This is a genomic window from Speluncibacter jeojiensis, assembly GCF_029589495.1.
Classification (GTDB): Bacteria; Actinomycetota; Actinomycetes; order Mycobacteriales; family Mycobacteriaceae; genus Speluncibacter; species Speluncibacter jeojiensis.
In genome coordinates, this window is the sequence record NZ_JAAIVF010000001.1 from 753710 (window position 1) to 774814 (window position 21105).

At 71.0% G+C, this 21105-nt stretch carries 19 protein-coding genes and 1 pseudogene; 3 read left to right on the forward strand and 17 right to left on the reverse strand.

Going from position 1 to position 21105, the window contains the following annotated elements:
* Position 1 precedes the first annotated feature (1 nt).
* From G4X40_RS03070 to G4X40_RS03130, 13 genes are all read right to left on the reverse strand, one after another.
* Positions 2–1600 (reverse strand): acyl-CoA carboxylase subunit beta, encoded by a 1599-nt coding sequence (locus tag G4X40_RS03070; RefSeq protein WP_277830083.1) that lies wholly within the window; start codon positions 1598–1600, stop codon positions 2–4.
* Complete coding sequence (locus G4X40_RS03075; RefSeq protein WP_277830084.1) at positions 1597–2760, reverse strand: acyl-CoA dehydrogenase family protein; 1164 nt, start codon at positions 2758–2760, stop codon at positions 1597–1599. Before G4X40_RS03075 ends, G4X40_RS03070 begins: the two co-directional genes overlap by 4 nt.
* Positions 2757–4493 carry an acyclic terpene utilization AtuA family protein gene (locus tag G4X40_RS03080; RefSeq protein WP_277830085.1) on the reverse strand — a complete coding sequence of 579 codons (1737 nt, stop codon included), beginning with the start codon at positions 4491–4493 and terminating at the stop codon, positions 2757–2759. Before G4X40_RS03080 ends, G4X40_RS03075 begins: the two co-directional genes overlap by 4 nt.
* Positions 4490–5281 carry a TIGR03084 family metal-binding protein gene (locus tag G4X40_RS03085; protein WP_277830086.1) on the reverse strand — a complete coding sequence of 264 codons (792 nt, stop codon included), beginning with the start codon at positions 5279–5281 and terminating at the stop codon, positions 4490–4492. Before G4X40_RS03085 ends, G4X40_RS03080 begins: the two co-directional genes overlap by 4 nt.
* Positions 5282–5752: 471 nt before the next feature.
* A complete protein-coding gene (locus G4X40_RS03090) occupies positions 5753–6613 on the reverse strand; it encodes an alpha/beta hydrolase family protein (protein ID WP_277830087.1) in 861 nt (286 codons plus the stop codon).
* A gap of 5 nt (positions 6614–6618) precedes the next feature.
* Entirely contained in the window at positions 6619–6963 is a 345-nt protein-coding gene (locus tag G4X40_RS03095) for a YciI family protein (protein WP_277830088.1), read from the reverse strand.
* A 173-nt stretch (positions 6964–7136) separates the two neighbouring features.
* On the reverse strand, positions 7137–9110 hold the full coding sequence (gene acs / locus G4X40_RS03100; RefSeq protein WP_277830089.1) for an acetate--CoA ligase: 1974 nt from the start codon (positions 9108–9110) through the stop codon (positions 7137–7139).
* A 14-nt stretch (positions 9111–9124) separates the two neighbouring features.
* On the reverse strand, positions 9125–9757 hold the full coding sequence (locus G4X40_RS03105; RefSeq protein ID WP_277830090.1) for an acetate uptake transporter: 633 nt from the start codon (positions 9755–9757) through the stop codon (positions 9125–9127).
* Between the two features lie 157 nt (positions 9758–9914).
* Positions 9915–11684 carry a sodium/solute symporter gene (locus tag G4X40_RS03110; RefSeq protein WP_277830091.1) on the reverse strand — a complete coding sequence of 590 codons (1770 nt, stop codon included), beginning with the start codon at positions 11682–11684 and terminating at the stop codon, positions 9915–9917.
* Positions 11677–12084, reverse strand: a complete 408-nt coding sequence (locus G4X40_RS03115; RefSeq protein ID WP_277830092.1) for a hypothetical protein — start codon at positions 12082–12084, stop codon at positions 11677–11679. The genes G4X40_RS03110 and G4X40_RS03115 overlap by 8 nt, the downstream gene beginning before the upstream one ends.
* Entirely contained in the window at positions 12085–12825 is a 741-nt protein-coding gene (locus G4X40_RS03120; RefSeq protein WP_277830093.1) for a LytR/AlgR family response regulator transcription factor, read from the reverse strand.
* Positions 12826–12849: 24 nt separating this feature from the next.
* A complete protein-coding gene (locus G4X40_RS03125) occupies positions 12850–14055 on the reverse strand; it encodes a histidine kinase (protein ID WP_277830094.1) in 1206 nt (401 codons plus the stop codon).
* Between the two features lie 47 nt (positions 14056–14102).
* Positions 14103–16031, reverse strand: coding sequence for a vWA domain-containing protein (locus G4X40_RS03130; protein ID WP_277830095.1), 1929 nt, complete (start codon positions 16029–16031; stop codon positions 14103–14105).
* A gap of 80 nt (positions 16032–16111) precedes the next feature.
* Here G4X40_RS03130 and G4X40_RS03135 point away from each other — a divergent pair, with 80 nt between their 5' ends.
* Together G4X40_RS03135 and G4X40_RS03140 are read left to right on the forward strand one after the other, a co-directional pair.
* Positions 16112–17110: a DUF2804 domain-containing protein gene (locus G4X40_RS03135; protein ID WP_277830096.1), complete on the forward strand. Its 999-nt coding sequence runs from the start codon at positions 16112–16114 to the stop codon at positions 17108–17110.
* A gap of 19 nt (positions 17111–17129) precedes the next feature.
* Positions 17130–17564 (forward strand): DnaJ family domain-containing protein, encoded by a 435-nt coding sequence (locus G4X40_RS03140; RefSeq protein WP_277830097.1) that lies wholly within the window; start codon positions 17130–17132, stop codon positions 17562–17564.
* 31 nt (positions 17565–17595) lie between these two features.
* Here the strand turns inward: G4X40_RS03140 and G4X40_RS22880 are convergent.
* Positions 17596–18066: pseudogene (locus G4X40_RS22880) on the reverse strand (phosphatase PAP2 family protein); the annotation flags it as partial.
* Positions 18067–18095: 29 nt separating this feature from the next.
* On the opposite strand from G4X40_RS22880, the gene G4X40_RS03150 reads away from it, so the two are divergent.
* Complete coding sequence (locus G4X40_RS03150) at positions 18096–18344, forward strand: glutaredoxin domain-containing protein (RefSeq protein WP_277830098.1); 249 nt, start codon at positions 18096–18098, stop codon at positions 18342–18344.
* A 5-nt stretch (positions 18345–18349) separates the two neighbouring features.
* Here G4X40_RS03150 and G4X40_RS03155 read toward each other — a convergent pair whose 3' ends face one another.
* The 3 genes from G4X40_RS03155 to G4X40_RS03165 all read right to left on the reverse strand — a co-directional run bounded on the left by G4X40_RS03155 (position 18350) and on the right by G4X40_RS03165 (position 21095).
* Positions 18350–19165, reverse strand: coding sequence for a class I SAM-dependent methyltransferase (locus G4X40_RS03155; protein ID WP_277830099.1), 816 nt, complete (start codon positions 19163–19165; stop codon positions 18350–18352).
* Positions 19166–19223: 58 nt separating this feature from the next.
* Positions 19224–19886, reverse strand: a complete 663-nt coding sequence (locus G4X40_RS03160; RefSeq protein ID WP_277830100.1) for a TetR/AcrR family transcriptional regulator — start codon at positions 19884–19886, stop codon at positions 19224–19226.
* Between the two features lie 63 nt (positions 19887–19949).
* The gene (locus G4X40_RS03165; RefSeq protein WP_277830101.1) at positions 19950–21095 is read right to left on the reverse strand and encodes an acyl-CoA dehydrogenase family protein; all 1146 of its coding nucleotides are present in this window, start codon (positions 21093–21095) and stop codon (positions 19950–19952) included.
* Between the last annotated feature and the right edge of the window lie 10 nt (positions 21096–21105).

Consider the following 21105-nt stretch of genomic DNA (forward strand, 5'->3'; position numbering starts at 1 on the left):
CTCACATCCGGAAGACGCCGAAGGATTCGGCGCCCTTGATCGGGGAGTTGTGGATGGCCGACAGGCACATCCCCAGCACCGTGCGGGTGTCGCGGGGGTCGATGACGCCGTCGTCGAAGAGCCTGCCGGACAGGAACATCGGCAGGGACTCGGCCTCGATCTGCGCCTCGACCATCGCGCGCATGGCGGCGTCCGCATCCTCGTCGAACGCGCGGCCTCGCGCCTCGGCTGCGGCGCGGCCCACGATCGAGATGACGCCCGCCAACTGCGCCGGCCCCATCACCGCGGACTTCGCGCTGGGCCAGGCGAACAGGAACCGCGGATCGTAGGCGCGCCCGCACATGCCGTAGTGCCCGGCCCCGTACGAGGCGCCGATGAGCAGCGAGATGTGCGGCACCGTCGAGTTGGACACCGCGTTGATCATCATCGCGCCGTGTTTGATGATGCCGCCCTGCTCGTACTCCTTGCCGACCATGTAGCCGGTGGTGTTGTGGAGAAACAGCAGTGGAGTGTTGGAGCGGTTGGCCAACTGGATGAACTGGGTGGCCTTCTGCGCCTCCTCGGAGAACAGCACACCGCGGGCGTTCGCCAGGATGCCGATCGGATAGCCGTGCAGCTCGGCCCAGCCGGTGACCAGGGAAGACCCGTACAGCGGCTTGAACTCGTCGAAGTCGGAGCCGTCGACGACGCGGGCGATCACCTCGCGCGGGTCGAACGGGATCTTCAGGTCGGTCGGGACGATGCCGAGAAGTTCCTCGGGGTCGTAGAGCGGGTCGATGACCTCGGCGCGCGGGGCCGGTCCCTGCTTGTTCCAGTTGAGCCGCTTGACGATCTGCCGGCCGATGCGGATGGCGTCCTGCTCGTCGGCCGCGAAGTAGTCGGCCAGTCCGGAGGTGCGCGCGTGCATCTCGGCGCCGCCGAGCGACTCGTCGTCGGACTCCTCGCCGGTGGCCATCTTCACCAGCGGTGGCCCGCCGAGGAACACCTTGGAGCGGTCCTTGATCATCACCACGTGGTCGGACATGCCGGGGATGTAGGCGCCGCCCGCGGTGGAGTTTCCGAACACCAGCGAGATGGTGGGGATGCCGGCCGCCGACGCGCGGGTGAGGTCGCGGAACATCCGCCCGCCGGGGATGAACACCTCCTTCTGCGTCGGGAGGTCGGCACCGCCGGACTCGACCAGCGAGATCACCGGGAGCCGGTTCTGTTCGATGATCTCGTTGGCGCGGAACGACTTCCGCAGCGTCCACGGGTTGGAGGTTCCGCCGCGGACGGTGGGATCGTTGGCGACGATCATGCATTCGACGCCCTCGACGACGCCGATGCCGGTGACCAGCGAAGCGCCGACCTGGAAGTCGCTGCCCCACGCGGCGAGCGGGCACAGCTCCAGGAACGGCGAGTCCTCGTCGACGAGCAGTTCGATGCGTTCGCGGGCGGTGAGCTTGCCGCGCCCCCGGTGCCGTTCGAGCTTCTCGGGCCCGCCGCCGGCGATGGCCTTGGCGTATTCGGCCTCGACCTCGGTCAGCTTGGTGGTCATCGCCTCGGCGGCGGCCGCGTAGTCCGCGGATCCGGCATCGAGGGTGGTGCGCAGTGTCGTCATGCCCTGTACCCCAATCGGTTTGCCGCAAGTCCGGTCATGATCTCGGTGGTGCCGCCGCCGATGCCGATGATCCGCATGTCGCGGTACTGGCGTTCGATCTCGCACTCGCGCATGTAGCCGAGCCCGCCGAACAGCTGGACGGCCTGGTCGACCACCCATTCGCCGGTCTCGACGGCGGTGTTCTTCGCGAAGCAGGTCTCCACGATCAGGTCGGTCTCACCGGCGACGGACCGCTCGGCGAGCCGGCGGGTGTAGACGCGCGCGACGTCGATGCGCCGGGCCATCTCGGTGAGCGTGTTCTGCACGGACTGCCGGCTGATCAGCGGTCGGCCGAACGTCTCCCGGTCGCGGCACCACTGCTCGGTCAGCTCCAGACAGCGCTGCGCGCTCGCATAGGCCTGCACCGCCAGCGAGAGCCGCTCGGACAGGAACGCCAGCGCGATCTGCGCGAAGCCGGAGTTCTCCGGCCCGACCAGGTTCGCCGCCGGCACCCGGCAGTCGACGAACGACAACTCGGCGGTGTCCGAGGCAAGCCAGCCCATCTTCTCAAGCTTGCGGGCGACGGTGAAGCCCGGCGTGTCCTTCTCGATCACCAGCAGGGACACGCCCCCCGCACCTGCACCGCCGGTGCGCACAGCGGTGGTGACGAAGTCGGCCCGGCAGCCGGAGGTGATGAAGGTCTTGGCACCGTTGACGACGTAGTGGTCGCCGTGCGTGGTTGAAGTACAGAGCTCGGCGCGGGTGGTCAGGTGCCCGACGTCGGAGCCGCCGCCGGGTTCGGTGATCGCCAGCGAGCCGATCTTCTCGCCCGCGAGCGTGGGCCGGACCCAGCGGTCGATCTGGTCGCGGTCTCCGGCCCAGATGATGTGCGGCACCGCGATCCCGCAGGTGAACAGCGACGCCGAGGTGCCGCCGGAGGCGCCGGCGTAGTGCAGCTCCTCGGCGATGATCGTCGCGTCGACCAGGTCGCCGCCGCCCCCGCCCGCCGACTCGGGGAAGGCCGCGCCGAGCAGGCCCAGGTCGCCGGCCCGCTTGTGCAGCGTGCGCGGCAGTTCGCCGGCGCGCTCCCACTCATCCTGGTACGGCAAGATGTCGGTCTCGACGAAGCGGCGCACCGTGGCGCGCAGGGCTTGTCGCTCAGGGGATTCCCATGCGTTCACAGCAGCTCCTCCGGGCTTGAATCGATGATTGCCTCCGGCACGGCCAGGTGGCGGGACCGCAGCCATTCGCCGAGCCCCTTGGCCTGCGGGTCGAACCGTGCCTGATACGCCACGCCCTGCCCGAGGATCCCCTCGATGACGAAGTTCAGCGCCCGCAGCTTGGGCAGCACGGTGCGGGTGACGGTGAGGTCGGCGGTCTCGGGCAGCAGCCGCTTGAGTGCGTCGACCGTAAGCGTGTGGGCGAGCCAACGCCACTGATCGTCGGTGCGCACCCAGACGCCGATGTTGGCGTTACCGCCCTTGTCACCGCTGCGCGCGGCGGCGATCCGACCGAGCGGGACCCCGCTGGTCGTCATGACCGGAAGCGGCTGCGGCAGATCCGGTTCCGCGACCATGGCGAGTTCGCGGGTGTCGGTCGCCTGCGCGACGTCGACGCGGGTGCCGTCGGGCAGCACCGCGACGTGCGGCACCTCCGCGGCGTCGACGTAGCCGGGCGTGTAGATGCCGTACGGCGAGCCGTTGCCGGGCAGCGCGGTGAAGCTGGCACCCGGGTAGCTGGCAAGCGCCAGTTCGACCGCGACGTTGGAGAAGGCCCGGCCGACCTTGTTCGGGTCGGTGTCGCGGACCACGCAGCGCAGGATCGCGCTGGCCTGCTCCTCGGTCTCGGCGTCGGGCCGGTCGAGGCGCGCGAGTGTCCAGGTCAGCTCCGCCGGCCGAACCGGCAGCCAGGATTCGAGTTGCTTCTGCGCCAGTTCGGCTTTCGCCTCGATGTCCAGCCCGGTGAGGATGAAGTCCATCTCGTTGCGGAATCCGCCGAGCGTGTTCAGCGAGACCTTCAGCTGCGGCGGCGGCGCCTCGCCCGTCACCGCGGCGATCTGGACCCGGTCCGGGCCGAGTTGGGTGAGCTCGATGCTGTCGAGCCGGGTGGTCACGTCCGGCCCGGCGTAGCGGGCGTCCTGGATCTCGTACATCAACTGTGCCTGGACGGTGTCGACGGTGACCGCGCCGCCGGTGCCCGGATGCTTGGTGATCACCGAGGAACCGTCGCGGCGGATCTCGGCTATCGGGAAGCCGGGGCGGGTCAGGTCGGCGATCTCGGTGAAGAACGAGTAGTTTCCGCCGGTGGCCTGCGTGCCGCACTCGATCACGTGACCGGCTGCGACCGCGCCTGCGAGTGCGTCGTAATCGGTGCGGCCCCAGCCGAAGTGAGCCGCCGCCGGCGCGACGATGACCGAGGCGTCGGTGACCCGGCCGGTGACCACGACGTCGGCGCCGGCGTTAAGGCATTCGACGATGCCCCAGGCGCCGAGGTAGGCGTTGGCCGTGAGGGGTTGGCCGAGGCCGAGTTCGCCGGTCCGGGCGACCAGGTCGTCGCCCTCGACATGGGCGATGGCTGCGGTCAGACCGAGCCGGTCGGCCAGCTCGCGCAGCTTGCCGGCCAGTCCGGCCGGATTGAGCCCGCCGGCGTTGACGACGATCTGCACGCCCTGGTCGAGCGCGAGCCCGAGGCAGTCCTCCATCTGGCGCAGAAAGGTTTTCGCGTAGCCGAGGGTGGGGTCCTTCATCCGGTCGCGGCCGAGGATCAGCATGGTCAGCTCGGCCAGATAGTCGCCGGTGAGCACGTCGAGCCGGCCGCCTTCGAGCATCTCGCGGACCGCACTGAGACGGTCGCCGTAGAAGCCCGAGCAGTTGCCGATGCGGATGAGGTCGGGGTCTGCTGCGAGCGCGCTCATGCGAATTGTCCCTTCTCACGTCCGGTGCCGGCGCCGCCGGCGAACGCCTGCGCGAGGGTCAGCCAGTGGGTCGCGTCGGGGCCGGTCGCCGTGAGCGCGAGGTCGTCGCGGTGGCGGCGCTGGGTGACCAGCAGGCAGAAGTCGAGCGCGGGGCCGGTGACCGACTGCCGCGCGTCGTCCGGACCCCAGGTCCAGACGGTGCCGTCGGGTGCGGTCAGCTCGACGCGAAACTGCTGGTCCGGCGGGGTCTGTTCGTGCACTGCGTAGGAGAAGTCGCGTGCGCGGATCCCGATGTGCGCCACATGTTTCAGCCGTGCGGTCGGCAGGCGGGTGACGCCGAGGGCGTCGGCCACGTCCTGCCCGTGCGCCCAGGTCTCCATGATCCGACCGGTCGCCATCGAGGCGACGCTCATCGGCGGGCCGAACCACTGCAGTTTCTCGCCCGCGGGGTACGCGCGCAGCGCCTCGAGCAGCGCCTTGCGGCCGGTGCGCCAGCCGTCGAGCAGTCGGTCCGGCGGTGCGGTCGCGCCGGTCGCGGCGGCCTCGTCGACGAATCCGGTCGGGTTCTGCCAGGCCAGGGTCACCTGCGCGGCGAACGCGTCGGGGTCGGTAGCCGAGAGGAGCGCGACGTGGTCGGTCCAGGCCAGGTGCGCGATCTGATGCGCGATGTCCCAGCCCTGCGCCGGCGTCGGGATGGTCCAGCCGTCGGCGGAGAGCGAGGAGACCAGGCCGTCGAGGTCCTCGCCCTCGGCCGCGAGATCGCCCAGGACCATGTCCAGGTTTGCCATGCGGCCAGCATCACACCCACGCCGTAAAAAATCAAGCATGAATGATTGTTCTGTGTCGGTGCAGGTCAGGTGTGGTTTGTGTACGCCGAGCTGTGTCGCGTGCGCGCCGCTGTCCTGCCACACTCTGCCGCTTCCCTCGACCTCACACATCGCCTGCGCACCTCACACAAGCCCGGACCGGTGCGAAGTGCGCGCCGGCTATGCGAGGTCGGAACCGGGCAGCCGAGGGCGCGGGTGGGCGTCAGTCGCGCACTGCCCCTCGCGACCTCACACATCGCCGGGGCACCTCACACAAGCCCGGACCGGTGCGAAGTGCGCGCCGGCTATGCGAGGTCGGGCGCGCGAGGGTGCCGCGCGCGCGAGGGTGCCGCGCGGGCGAGGGTGCCGCGCGGGCGAGGGCGCCGCGCGTGCGCGAGGTCGCGTGCGCGAGGGCGCCCGGCGCGCGAGGGCGCCCGGCGCGCGAGGGCGCCGTCAGCGGCGAGGACCCCAGTAGTTGAGGTAGGCGGCGGAGTTCTGCAGCGCCGTCTGGCCAGGGATGATGTCCTGGGTGCCGTACTTGACGTGCGGATCGGTCTGCAGGAACACCGCGATCGACGCGGCGGTGACCGCGATCTTGGTGGCCGCGAGCGCTGGGTCCTCGTGCAGGTCCAGGATCGCCTGGCGCAGTTGCCCATAGAGCAGACTGTCGGCCATCTGCTCGACCATCGTCACCGGGTCGGACAGGCTCAGCGGCGTCGCCATCTGGTATGCGAGCTGCAGGTAGGTGTGCGCCAGGTCGGCGTCGCCGTAGATGTCGCCGGGAAGGCAGTAGTCGAACCAGTCGATGGTCCCGGTGAACGTGATGTTGTCGCCGGAGATCCCCTGCCCGGCAAGCTGATTGCCCAGATAGAAGGTGCGCCCGAGCCCGCGGTGCGGGGACGCGACCGCGTGCAGCCACAGGCAGTCGGACTCCCGGTCGCGCAACGCGCCGGAGACCAGCTCCCTGCCGACCAGCGACACGACCGCGCCGCCCTGGCTGTATCCGAGAAGTCCGAAGGTGCCGTCGTACTCGCCGATCAGCCGGACCACCTCGGCGATGCCCATGTCCCGCGACTTCAGGTACGACGGATCGCCGAGCGCCGCAAGCAACGCCTCCCCGCCGCCGGGGACAGGTCCGAAGCTCGCCGGGTAGTTGACGTAGACGACGTCGAACACGCTGCGGTCCAGGAAGTCCGTCACCCCGCGCAGCATGCCGATCTCGGCGCCGGGGGTGATCCCGTTAGGGTTGCCGTTCGCCGCGGCGACCGCCTCCCACGTACCGGGCACCACGAACAGCTTGTGCTTGGCCGCCATCGGGCTCACCTCTCAGGTCGCAACGTCTCACGGTCTCCGCAGCTCAGCGCCGCATCAGGGCGCAGCGTCGCCGACAGCATCGGGAACACCGCGTAGCTGCACACTCCCGAGCTGACGGCCGGATCCTCGTCGGCCAGCTCGTGCACGTCGTGCGCGGTGCCGGCCTCGACGATCGCCAGCCCCCACACCCCGTGCGGGTCCGCGACCGGGCCGAACAGCACCGCCACACCCTGTGCGGTCAGCGTCGACCAGTAGCCGGCGTGCCGGCGCATCACCGCCGACTCCTCGCGGCTCTGGTCGTCGACGAAGGTCGGCCTCGGCGGGATCAGCTTGTAGACGAAATAGCCCATCGCTCACCTCCGATGATCTCTACCTTCAACTCTGATCCCGCGCCGGGCCGAGCGCAAACACGACGCGCGCTCACTCGGCGAACACAGCGAGCCCACCACCGCCTGTCGGGAACGGTGGTGGGCTCGCCGTCGACCCCCAGCGGGGCCGGTCCGGGGTCGGTCCGCAGCCGGGGTCAGTCCGTGGCCGTGACCGGCATCTTCGCGCTGATCAGCTCCATCACCGACGAATCGGTCAGCGTCGTCACATCGCCGAGCTCACGATGCTCGGCGATGTCGCGCAACAACCGCCGCATGATCTTGCCGCTGCGGGTTTTCGGCAGCTCCGGCACGATCATCACCTGGCGCGGCTTGGCGATCGGACCGATGGTGTCCGACACGTGCCCGCGCAACTCGGCGACCAGTTCCTCCCCCGCCACCGTGACACCGTCGCGCAGGATCACGAACGCGACGATCGCCTGTCCGGTGGTCGGGTCGGACGCACCGGCGACCGCGGCCTCGGCGACCGCCGGGTGCGCGACCAGCGCCGACTCGATCTCGGTGGTGGACAGACGGTGTCCGGATACGTTCATCACGTCGTCGACGCGGCCGAGCACCCACACGTCGCCGTCCTCGTCCTTCTTCGCCCCGTCCCCGGCGAAGTAGTAGCCCTGGTCGGAGAACCGGGACCAGTACGCCTCGCGGAACCGGTCGTCGTCGCCCCAGATGCCGCGCAGCATCGACGGCCACGGCTCGGTCAGCACCAGCAGGCCGCCGCTGCCGTCGGGCACCGGGACGCCGTCGTCGTCGACGACCTCGGCCCCGATCCCCGGCAGCGCGCGCATCGCCGAGCCGGGTTTGGTCGCGGTGACACCGGGCAGGGGGCTGACCATGATGGCGCCGGTCTCGGTCTGCCACCAGGTGTCGACGACCGGGCAACGGTCGCCGCCGATCACCCGGCGGTACCACATCCACGCCTCCGGATTGATCGGCTCGCCGACCGAGCCGAGTAGCCGCAGCGACGTCAGGTCGTAGCCGGCCGGTACCTGCTCGCCGAGCTTCATGAACATCCGGATGGTGGTCGGTGCGGTGTAGAGGATGCTGACCTTGTACTGCTCAATCAGCTCCCACCACCGGCCCGGATGCGGGGTGGTCGGCGTGCCCTCGTAGAGCATCGAGGTGGTCCTGTTCGCCAGCGGGCCGTACACGATGTAGCTGTGCCCGGTGACCCAGCCGATGTCGGCCGCACACCAGTAGACGTCGGTGTCCGGCTTGAGGTCGAAGACCGCGTGGTGGGTGTAGGCGACCTGCGTCAGATAGCCGCCGCTGGTGTGCAGGATGCCCTTCGGCTTGCCGGTGGTGCCCGAGGTGTACATGACGTACAGCGGGTGCTCGGCGTCGAACGTCTCCCAGGCATGCTCGTCGGACTGGCGCCCGAGCACCTCGTGCCACCACAGGTCGCGGCCCTCGGACCAATCCACCTGCTGACCGGTGCGGCGGACCACCAGCACGCTGCGCACCTGCGGGCACGAGGCCACTGCCTCGTCGACCGCCGGTTTGAGCGCGGACGCGGCACCGCGCCGGTAGCCGCCGTCGGCCGTGATCACCACTCTCGCATCGCAATCGGTGATCCGGTCGGCCAGCGCGCTCGCCGAGAAGCCGCCGAACACCACCGTGTGCGGGGCGCCGATCCGGGCGCAGGCGAGCATCGCCACGACGGTCTCGGGAATCATCGGCATGTAGATCGCGACCCGGTCGCCGGCGCCGACGCCCAACTCCTGCAACGCGTTCGCCGCACGGCACACCTCGCGCTGCAACTCCGCGTAGGTGATGTCTCGGGTGTCGCCGGGCTCGCCGACGAAGTGGTACGCGACCTGGTCGCCGTGACCGGCCTCGACGTGCCGGTCCACGCAGTTGTAGGCGACGTTGAGCCTGCCGCCGACGAACCACTTCGCGAACGGCGCGCCGGACCAGTCGAGCACCTCGGTGAACGGCGTCGACCAGCTCAGCCGCTGAGCTTGGCGGGCCCAGAAGTCCAGCCGGTCCAGCGCGGCATCGCCGTACGCGGCGGCGCCGACGTTCGCGTCGGCGGTGAACCCAGCGGGCGGGGCGAACGCGCGGTCCTCGTGCAGCAGGTTGGACAGGGCTGGGGTGCTTGTGGTTTCGGTCATCACCGGCTCGCTCATCATCGGGTCCGGGCGGGGAAGGTCGGCAGCACGACGCGGCCGGCGGTGGCGTTCATGACCCCGGCCAGTGAGCCGTACCAGGCGAGCAGCGCGGTGACCAGCCCGAGCCAGCCGCCGATCTGCGTCATCGCGGTCGAGCCGCCGAACGAGCCGATGGTCAGGAACAGGAACGTCAACGCCAGCGCCGCGAACACCGCGACCAGCACGCCGGAGGTGCGCGTCGAGCAGATCAGCATGTAGACGGTGAAGATCGTCCACGCCAGCAGGAACAGCCCGACGCCCTTGCCCTTGTCCACCCCCATCGCGTCGGCGCCGCCGTGCGCGATCAGGTACCAGAACGAGAGCCAGAACGCGCCGTAGGACGCGAAGGCGACCGCGCCGAAGGTGTTGCCCTTGGCGAACTCCCACATGCCGGCGAGGATCTGCACGATGCCGCCGTAGAACAGCGCCAGCCCGAGCACCCCGACCTCGACGGTGGCCGGCACCAGGTGCGAGTTGACCGCGGACAGGAAGAACGTGGTCATCGCGAACGCGGCCAGGCCGAGCGGCCCGGGATCGGCGAAACCGGCGGCACGGCTCGCCGGGGCGGGGCCCGCGTCCTCTCGCACGGTCGGGATGGTTCTGGTCGCCATGTCAGGGCTCCTCTCCTGCGGGCACGTCGGCCCGGTCGGGTGCATTGCAGGCAACCTTGGCAGTGACGACGCTCACATTCGAGGGGATCGGGTGCCCGCTCGCCGGAACCGGCCATTCGTTCGGCCGGTGGCGGCGACGGTGCGACGAACGGTCGGTTCAGCGCGACGAACGGTCGAGGTCGGCGAGCTCCGAGCGCAGCGATTCGGGCGCGTGCAGGCGGATCATGATCCGGCCGATGTCGCGCGGCACGGCACCGCAGGTGGACAGCGACACCGCAACCATCACCGCGGTCGCGAGCGGCACCGCCCACGCCGCGGGTTGGGCCAGCAGCGCGCCCGCCCACCCGCCGGGGTCGGCGCCGGCCAACGTCGCGACGACCGCGGCGGTCGCGGTGCTGCCGCCGACCGCCAGGCCTGCCAACGCGCCCGGCGCGGTCAGCCCCCGCCACCACACGCCCAGCACCAGCAGCGGGCAGAACGTCGCCGCGGCGACCGCGAAGGCCAGCGCGACCACCGCGGCCAGCCCGAGCCGCTGACCGGCGAGGCTGAGCAGGTACGGCACCACGATCGCCACCGCGACCGCGAGCCGGAACGCGCGGATCCGTCCCGATCTGCGCACCCGCGAGCCGCGCCGGCCGGGCCTGATCCGCCCGAGCACGTCTTGCGAGAGCACCCCGGCCACCGACACCGTCAGCCCGGAGGCGGTGGACAGGAACGCCGCGAACGCGCCGGCGGTGACGAGCGCACCGAGCAGTTGCCCGGGCAGCCCCGGCAGCATCCGCTCGGGCAACCGCAGCACGGTCGCGTCGGTGTCGCCGCCGAGCAGCAACTCCGGCAGGAAGCGCCGGCCGAACACCGCGAACACCGTGGGCAGCAGGTAGAACGCGGAGAGCATCGCGATCACCACGACCGTGGTGCGGCGGGCGTCGCGGCCGTCGGGATTGGTGTAGAAGCGCACCAGCACATGCGGAAGTCCCATGGTGCCCAGGCAGATCGCGAGGATCAGCGACAGCGACGCGTACAGCGGATGCGGCTGCCCGGAGCCGAGCGGCCGCAGCCAGTTCTCGTTGCTCTGGCTCGGCAGCGGCGCGGCGACCGGCACCACGTCGCCGGGTTCGAGCGTGACCGCGCTGCCCTCCCCGATCCGGTGCGACCCCGCGGCCAGCGGCACCGGGCCGTGCACCGCCCGCCCGTCGACCGTGCCGTCGATCCGCAGCGTCTGCGCGGCCGGCACCTCGACGGTGGTGTCGCGGTCGAGCGTGACGGTGGCGGCCGCGACGGCGCGCGGATGCCCAGGGGCCAGGTGGTCGTCGTGCCGGTGCCAGACCCCCAGCAGCACCAGCGCCGGCAGCAGCAACGCGAGGAACTTGAGCCAGAACTGCACGCCCTGCGCGAACGTGATCGACCGCATCCCGCCGATCGCGGCGACCACCAGCACCACCGCGCACACGACCAGTCCGCCGAGCCAGCGCGGCGCCCCGGTCTGGGTGGCCAGCGTCAGCCCCGCCCCCTGCAGCTGCGGCACCAGGTAGAGCACGCCGATCACGACGACCAGCACGCTCGACACGATCCGGATCGGCCCGCGGCCCAACCGGATCTCGGCGAAGTCCGGCAGCGTGTAGGCACCGGAGCGGCGCAGCGGTGCGGAGACCACCGCCAGCAGGATCAGGTAGCCTGCCGTGTACCCGACCGGATACCACAGCATGTCGGCGCCGAACGCGAGGATCAGCCCGGCGATGCCCAGATACGAGGCGGCCGAGAGGTATTCGCCGCTGATCGCCGCGGCATTCCACCGCGGCGAGACCAGTCGCGAGGCGACGTAGAAGTCGCCGGTCGTGCGGGCCCGGCGCAGCCCCAGCGCCGCCGCGATCAGCGTGCCGCCGGCGACCAGCAGCACCGCGAGCGAGCCGAGCAGGTGCTCACCCATCGGCCTGCCCGTCGCCGTCCGTACCCGCACCACTGCCGGGCCGGCGCAGCAACCGCGCGAAAGCACGCTCGTTGCGCTCGGCCCAGCGCGCCGTGACCACCGCCAGTCCGATCAGCGCCGGATACACCCCGACGCCGAGCACCAGCCAGGTCAGTGGCAGCCCGGCCACCCGTATCCGCCCCCACGAGTCGAAAACCACCGGCGCCAGCGCGGTCGCGACGATCCCCGCAAACAGCACCCCGCAGACGGTCAGCGCCACCCGGCGCTGGCTGCGGATCAGCGAACCCATGTACAACTCGCCGACGTCGGTCTGCTCGGCGATCTCGCGGGTCGGGGTGCGCCCGGCCGCCCGGCGGGCGGCGGCGGTGCGAGGGTGGGTGACGCGGACGCGTTCGGCCATCTAGGCCGAGCCCCGACGGGTGAGCCGGTCTCGCAGGTCCCGGGCATGGCGGCGGCTGACCGGCAGTTCCTCGCCGCCGACCCGCACGCTGCACCGGCCGTCGACGGTCCTGATCTCCTGCACGTGCGCCAGCGAGATCAGCGTGCTGCGGTGAATCCGTACGAATCCCGCTGATGCCCAACGTTCTTCGAGGGTCGCGAGTGGAACCCGCAGCAGGTGACTGCCGTCGGACACGTGCAGGCGCACATAGTCGCCCTGCGCCTCCACGTAGCGGACCGCCGACCGTTGGACATACCGGGTGACGCCGCCGAGCACGACCGCGATCGTCTCGTCCTCGTCGACCTCGGGCTCGGCGCCGGCCGCCGCGACCACCCGCCGGATCGCCTCGGCGAGCCGCGCGGCCCGCACCGGCTTCATCAGGTAGTCGGTGGCCTGCAGTTCGAACGCGTCGACCGCGTGCACGTCGTAGGCGGTCACGAACACCACCCGCGGCGGCTCGGCGAACCGCGAGAGCACCCGGGCCAGCGCCAGCCCGTCGAGGCCCGGCATCTTGATGTCGGAGAACACGACGTCGACCCGCTCGGTCGCCAGCAGGTCCAGCGCCTGCGGCCCGCTCGCCGCGCAGTGCACCGTCGCGACGCGGGGGTCCTGCCCCAGCAGGTAGGCCAGTTCGGCGCGGGCCGGTTCCTCGTCGTCGACGACCAGCACCCGCAGCGCGGACGGGTCGAGGCGTTCGGACATGGTGTGAAGGTACTCCCGGCACCGCTACGTGTCCGGATGGATTCCCGGCGCGAACTTCGGCACCCGGAACGCCACACGGGTGCCGGCGCCGGGCGCGGTCTCGACCACCAGCCCGTACCGGTCGCCGTAGACCTGGCGCAGCCGCGCGTCGACGTTGCCGAGCCCGACCGACCCGCCCCGCCGTCCGGCCACCTCCTCGGCGCGGCCGGCGCGGATCAGCGCGGCGCGGATGGCCTCGGGGTCCGCCCCGGCCCCGTCGTCCTCGACGGCGATCGCCGCCTCGGCGCCCTCGTCGACCGCGCTGATCGACACCGTCACCACCGCGGCGTCGCCCTCGAGCCCGTGCCGAACCGCGTTCTCCACCAGCGGCTGCACCACCAGGAACGGTACCGACACCGGCAGCACCTCCGGCGCGACCCGCAGCGAGATCGACAGCCGGGCGCCGAATCTCGCCTGCTCGAGTTCGAGGTACCGTTCGACGTTGCGCAGTTCCTCGGCCAGCGTGGTGAACTCGCCGCCGCGGCGCAGCGCGTACCGGGTGAAGTCCGCGAACTCGAGGAGCAATTCGCGCGCACGGTCCGGGTCGGTGCGGGTGAACGAGGCGATCGCGGTCAGCGAGTTGTAGATGAAGTGCGGGCTGATCTGCGCGCGCAGCGCCCGCAGCTCCGCCTCGATCAGGCGGGTCCGCTGCCGGTCCGCCGCGGCAAGTTCCAGCTGGCCGCCCACCCACTCGGCGACCTCCTCCACCGCGCGCACCAGCATCGCCGACCGGCCGGGCCGGTAGGCGACCAGCGCGCCGACGACCGTGTCGCCCTCGATCAGCGGCGCGACGACCGCTGCGCGCACCGGGCAGTCGGCGTCGGCGCAGGACACCTCGTCGGGGCCGAGCACCGCGGTCTCGCCGGTCTCGTGGACCCGCGCCGCGTGCTCGGCGGCACGGTCGGCGTGATGGTGCCCGACCGCGTCGAAGGCCAGTGTGCGGGTGCCGTCGGTCAGCGCGACCGCGCTGGCGCCGAGCAGCGCCCGCAGGTGCCGGACCGCGCCGCGCGCCCCGGACTCGGTGAGCCCCTCGCGCAGCCCGGGCGCCGCCAGCGACACGGTGTGCAGCGTCTCGAACGTGACCTGGTCCGCGGACGAGCCGAGGTCGGTGCGCCGCCGCACGAGCAGCACCACCGCCGCCGCGAGCAGCAGCCCCACGACGATCACCACCAGCGCCACCACCGCACCCATGCGCCGACCCTAGCCGCAGCGGTGGCCCGCGCGGTCAGCCTCGCAGCCTATGAGCGGCGACGTCGGCGCCAGAGCACGCCACCGACCACTGCCGCGCACACCGCGACACCCGCCGCCACGGCGACACCGATCAGGACGCCGTCCGACCCTGAATCCTGTTGTGGCCCAGCACTCATGACCGCGGACGGGCGGCTCGGTGCCGGGCCCGACCGCGCCCCAGCTGCGGGGGTATCCGCCGAGGCCTCGAAGATCCCCGACGTCAGCGGGGTCCCGTAGGTGGGGCCGGGTTCGTGATCCCCGGCGACGGACACGCTCAACCGCACCGGCACCGGCGCGCTTGTGCCGCCCTCGGAGGTGGAGCCGACCTTGACCGCGATGTAATACCAGCCGGGCAGCGACGAGCGTCCGACCTCGGCCGGCACCGTGCGGTTGCGGTACCGCACCGCCGGGGTGCCGAGCTTCCCGCCGTCCGACAGTTCCGTCGTCGTGCCCGTGTAGGACGAGAAGTCCGAGCCGATCGTCTCGCGCAACGGCGAGTACACCGTGGTGCGCACGTTCGACACGTTCTCCACACCGTGGGTGCCGTTCCCGCCCAGGATCACCCGATAGGCAAGGCCCTGCCCCCAGTCCAGCTTCACGCGGTAGAACACGAACTCGCCGGGCGCGAGGGTGTCGACGTAGTTGCCGCTGCCGGGCAGCGCGGCCGCCACGTTGAACGATCCGCCGCCCGCGATCGCGGTCTCCGGCCCGGTCGACGCGGTGAACGCGGTTCTCGACGTCGCCGCCTCGGGCCCCGGGTCGGTCACGCCGGGCTCGATGCCCACGAGCAGTTCGATCGGCAACCGTTCCGGCACACCGTCGGACACGCGGCTCCACGTCACCGCGAATTTGTAGGTGCCGCCGCCGCTGCAGGTGTCGGCGGCGAGGCCGATCGGGTGCTTCTTCGTCGCACCGTCCCACTTCTGCGCGACGGTCAGCGCCGCCCCGTCGCTCGCCTTGGTGCCCTGCTCGAACTCGAAGCCGTTGCAGTCCTTCCCGTCCGCGCCGTAGACCCGCGTTTCGAGCACGTTCAGGTCACGGGTCGAGGCGACGTTGCGCACCCGCGGGAACGACACCGTCCCGGAGAAGTACGCGGTCGCGCCGGCGGGCACCGTCACCGCGTAGTAGCGCGTCTCCTTGGGTCCGATGGTGTCCAGGTACTGACCGGTGCCGATCACCGGCGCCCCGCGATGCGTCGGCGTGCCCGCGACCGGCCGGCCGGTCGCGGTGTAGTTGCGCAGGGCCGCGGCACTGACCCGCGGCAGGGTGCGGGCCAGCGCGCGCCCGTCCGCCGCGTCGGTGTAGGTGCCGCCGGTGGCCTGCGCCATGCAGGACAACTGGGTTCGGGCCGCCGCGTCCACCGCGAACCCGATCGTGTGCAGCACCAGGTCGACGCCCTGCTGCTTGAGTTCCCGTGCCACTTCGCAGGGTTCGGGCGGCGCGCAGGTGTCCTCACCGTCCGAGACCAGCACGATGGACCGCGGCCCCGACCCCGGCAGAGCCTCGGCGGCCTGTCGCAGCGCCGCACCCATCGGCGTCCATCCGCGGGCCTCGATCCCCTCGACCGACCGGGTCAGCGCCGCACGGTCCAGCGTCGTCGGAGGGTGCAGCACCTTGGTGTCGCGACAGCCGGCGGACTTCTCGGCATCGGCGTTACCGGTGCCGGTCCCGTAGGCGCTCAACCCGACTCGTGCCTCGGCAGGCGCGGACGCGACGAACGATCGCACCGCGTTCTTGGCCGCCGTCATCATGGTGCCCGCCGGGTCCGGACGCTGCATCGAACCGGACGCGTCGAGGATGAGCATCGTCGGCGCGTAGCGCGGACCGTCGCCCGGGTCGTCGTCCGCGTCGGCAGGTGTCGCGGCCACCGCGAAACCACCGAACATCAAGGCCACCAGGGCCGCCATCGTCGTGCACCGCTCGGCCAGCCTGTCCATGCCCCGCCATTTCTGTCGCTCGAACGTCGCGGCAGACACTACAGACCCGAACCGTTCGGCTCCAGGGGACAATCGACGCCATGACCACCCACGAGCGGGAGATCACCGCGCCCGTCGACCTGTGCCTGCCCGACGGGCGGCTGAATCCGGACGCAGTCGGCTGGACCCGAACCCCCTTGCACCGCTGCAACGTGCGCGGCTGGGGTCGCACCAAGCGGTGGGAGTACTGGTGCCTGACGACGCCGACGCACCTGGTTGCGGTCACCGTGTCGAGCCTCGACTATCTGGCTGTGAACACCGTTTACCTACTCGAGTACGGCGGCCGCGAGGTCACCCGCACCGAACTGCGTCCGCTCGCGCGCGGGGTCGAGCTGCCGCAGAGCCTCGGTGACGGTCCGGCCACCGCGCGCGGCGCGGTCAGCATCGACCTGACCGAGGAGCCCGGCGGCTCGCGCATCCGGTTCTCGTGCTCGACCGACGACGGCCCGCTGACCGGCGACCTGTTCGTGGCGCTGCCCGACGGGCACGAGACGCTCGGCGTGGTCGTGCCGTGGAGCGAGCGGCGGTTCCAGTACACCGCCAAGCACACCGCTCGGCCTGCGTCGGGCACCGTGCGGCTCGGCGAGACCGTCTACGACTTCGCCAACGGCTGGGGCGTGCTCGACCACGGCCGCGGGCGCTGGCCGCACGACATCACCTGGAACTGGGGTGCGGCCTCCGGGCACACCGACGGCCGCGTGGTCGGACTGCAGCTCGGCGGCAAGTGGACGGTCGGCACCGGCATGACCGAGAACGCACTGTGCGTGGACGGGCGGCTGAGCAAGATCGGCGAGGAGTTGTCCTGGGAGTACGGCGAGTTCACCGAGCCCTGGACGATCCGCACCCCGGGGTCGGATCGGGTGGAGCTGACCTTCACCCCGTTCCACGACCGCGTGGACCACACCGATCTGCGACTACTGCTCACCGACACCCACCAGTGCTTCGGCCGCTACACCGGTCGCATCCGCACCGACGACGGTGCGAGCGTGGCGGTCGACAGGCTGCTCGGCTGGGCCGAGCAGGTACACATGCGCTGGTGATCCGGCGGACAATCGACCCATGGCCGAGCGCAAGCCGCCGGAGCAGACCTTCGAGACGTGGGTGGACAAGCAGATCCGCCTGGCGCAGGAGCGCGGCGAGTTCGACGACCTGCCGGGCGCCGGCAAGCCGCTGCCCGGGCTCAGCGGTCCCTACGACGAGATGTGGTGGATCAAGAACCTCATCGAACGCGAGGGACTGTCCGGCGAGGCGCTGCTGCCCACTCCCCTGCAGCTGCGCAAGGAGATCGAGCGGCTACCCGACACCGTCGCCGACCTGACCACCGAAAAGGCGGTGCGCGAGACGGTGCACGAGCTCAACTCGCGGATCGTGGACTGGATCCGGACGCCGTCGGGTCCGCCGGTCCCGGTGTCTCCGGTGGACGCGGACGAGGTGGTCCGGCGGTGGCGGGAAGACCGGCGGCCAGGGCGGCGACGCAGACCATGGCGGTCGTGAACAGCGCCGCGCCGATGGTGTCGGTCAGGAAGTGGTACCCGCACGCGACCAGCCCGAGCATCCCCAGCACGCTGACCGCCACCGCGACCGTCACCGCCCACCAGCGCAGGCCGACGACCAGCAACAGCATCCCCATGATCGCGACCACCATCGTGGTGTGACCGCTCGGATACTCCAGGTACGGACCGTTACGCCTGTCGAACATCCGCTTGAAACCCTCGTTGATCTCGATGATCACCCACGGCGCCACCGCGACCACCGCACCGAGCCGCCATCGTCGCCGCCACAGCGCGAACCCCAGGCAGATCAGCCAGATCGGCCCGAGCAGCAACCAGTCGGTGAACACCAGCAGCCACCGCGGCTGCACACCGAAGACCGTGTGGATCTGCCGCGCCGCGTCGGCGTCGAATCCGGTCGAATGCCGCCCGACCGCCCAGCCCAGCAACAGCATGGCCAGCACGCCGATCGGCGGCCAGCACCACAGCGCACGCGTGCTCGTCATCGCATCCCCGGCGGTGTCACACTCGGAACATGAGCGAGACCGCCGAGGTGACCGTCTACTGGCGTCCGGGCTGCATGTATTGCATGCGGCTGCGCGCGACCCTGCGCCTGCACGGGCTCAGGCCCGCGATGCGCAACATCTGGCAGGACCAGGAGGCCGCCGCGTTCGTCCGGTCGGTCGCCGACGGCAACGAGACCGTGCCGACCGTCGTCATCGACGGTGTGGCGCACGTCAATCCGGCTCCGAGGCTGGTCGTCGACGCGCTGCGGAGAAGCTGAACCGATCATCTGCGCGCGGTCACCGACCACGCCGCCGAACCCAGGTGGATCCCGTCGCCGCGCTGGTGCCGGTTCAGTTGCGCGCGGATCTCCTCGACCACCGCGTCGACCTGCGCCGGGTCCCGGTGCGACAGCAGTGCCTTCGCCATGGGCTGGGTCAGGAAGTGCGCGAGCACCTCGTCGGCATCGGCGCCCACCCGAAGCAGGCCCTCGACCGGTGTGCGCTTGATGTCGCCGAACCCGGCGCCGGTCAGCAGCGCGGTCACCTCGTCGGGGTCGGCCATGCTGAACGGCGGCTGCGGCGCACCCTTCGGCATCGCGTCGGGGAATGCGGTCACGACCGCGCGCATGGGCAGCGAGATGTGCGGGTTGAGCTTGGCCGGCTGCCAGCACAGGAAGGCCAGCCGGCCGCCCGGGCGCAGCGCGGCCGCGATGTTCGCGAACGCCGCGGGCGGGTCCGCGAAGAACATCACCCCGAACCGGCTGATCGCCACGTCGAAGGATCCCGGCGCGAATGCGTGCGTCTGCGCGTCGGCGTCGACGAACTCGATGTTGCGCAGGCCCTCCGCGGCGGCCAGCGAACGGGCGTGCGTGAGCATCGGCCCGGAGATGTCGACCCCCAGCACGTGCCCGTCGCCGACCGCGTGCGCCGCGGCCCGGCTCGTCGCCCCGCAGCCGCAACCGACGTCGAGCACCGCATCGCCCTCGCCGACGCCGCCGGCCTCGAGCAGCAGCGGGACGAACCCCGCCAGCACCGCGTCCTGATGCTCCTGCTGGTCGACCCAGAACCGTCCCTGCGCGCCGTCCCAATCGAGTTCCACCCGAGGCTCCTTCCGTCCGGTCCCGAACGTTACCGGCGGCGCGGGCCGGAAGACGCCGTCAGACGCTCAGATGCGCGTATTCGTCCTGCAGTTCGGGGGCGACGAGGGTGCGCAGCACGAAGCCCAGCTGCGCCTTGATGTAGGCGTCGAGGGAGTAGCGGTGCCCGACGTACCACTGCTTGAGCGCCCAGCCGTGGGCCAGCATCATCACGTCGAAGACCATCAGGTCGACGTCGACCGGCTGCATCACCCCGTCGACGATGCCGTCCTCGAGCGCGGCCCGCAGCGGCGCGGCGGTCGAGACCTCGAGTTCCTTGATGCGTTCGCGTCCCTCGGGGTCGAGCGTGCGGCTCTCCCGGTAGGTGAGCACGACGGCGTCGATGTTCTCGTCGACCACCTCGGCGTAGCGGCGGAACCCGGCGGCGAACCGCTCCACCGGATCGGTTCCGGCCTCGTCCATGGCCGGCTCGAGCTGGTCCCGGAACGCATCGAGGATGTCGGTGATGGTGGCGAGCAGGATGTCTTCCTTGCCGCCGAAGTACTTGTAGATCAGTCCGACGCTGACCTTCGCCTCGTCGGCGAGGGCCTGCATGGACATCTGGTGGAAACCGGTGTGCTGCATCACTTTCACCGCGGCGTCGAGCACCTGGCGGCGCCGCGAGTTGACGCGGACCGCGCGCACGGCCTCGTCCAGGTCGACGGCGGACGGGTGCTTTGCCATGGCCGGACGGCTCCTTCGACGGGTGGGCGGTGATGCACCACGGTAGTGGTTCGCGAAGCGCGATCAGACGCCGAGGTCCTTGGCGACGATGGTCTTCATGATCTCCGTGGTGCCGCCGTAGATGGTCTGGATCCTGGCGTCGACGAACGCCCGCGCCACGGGGTATTCGCGCATGTAGCCGTAGCCGCCGTGCAGCTGCAGGCACCGGTCCGCCATCCGCACCTGCAGCTCGGTGGTCCACCACTTGAGCCGGGCCGCCCGCGCCGCGGTCAGCTCCCCGGCGAGGTGCTGGGCCAGGCAGTCGTCGAGATAGGTGCGGGCCAGATCCAGTTCGGTGGCCAGCTCGGCCAGCACGAACTGCGTGTTCTGGAAGCCGGCGATCGGTCTGCCGAAGGCGCTGCGCCCGCGCACGTAGTCCAGGGTGCGGGCGAACACCCCCTCGGCGGCGGCCACCGCACCCACCGACAGCGACAGCCGTTCCTGCGGCAGGTTGTGCACCAGTTGGTAGAAGCCCTGCCCCTCCTCGCCGAGAAGGTTCGCCACCGGCACCCGCATGTCGGTGAAGGTCAGTTCGCTGGTGTCCTGGGCGTGCAGGCCGATCTTCTCGAGGTTGCGGCCCCGGACGAATCCCGGGGTGCCGACGTCGACCACCAGCAGCGACAGCCCCTTGTGCCGGTCCGGCGAGGTGCGCACGGCGACGACGAACAACGTGCCGTTCTGGCCGTTGGAGATGAAGGTCTTGGACCCGTTGACGACGTAGTGGTCGCCGTCGCGCACGGCGCTGGTGCGGATGCCCGACAGGTCACTGCCGGTGCCGGGTTCGGTCATCGCGATGCCGAGGATCGTCTCGCCGGTGACGACGCCCGGCAGCCAACGCTGCTGCTGGTCCGCGTCGGCCAGGTCGGTCAGGTACGGCAGCACGACGTCGTTCTGCAGCGCGAACGCGATACCCGCGGCGGCCGCGCCCGCGCGGTTGACCTCGTCGACGACGATCGCGTTGTAGCGGAAGTCGCGCACCCCGGGGCCGCCGCAACGTTCCGGAACCGAGAAGCCGAGCAGACCCTGCTTGCCGGCCGCGGCGAACAGCGCAGCGGGCAACCGGCTTTCGTGTTCCCAGTCCTCGTGGTGTGGGAGGATCTCGTCGCACACGAAGGCGCGGACGACGTCGCGGAACTGGCGGTGCTCGAGCTCGTGGGTGAGGGCGGTCATGGCGGAAGAC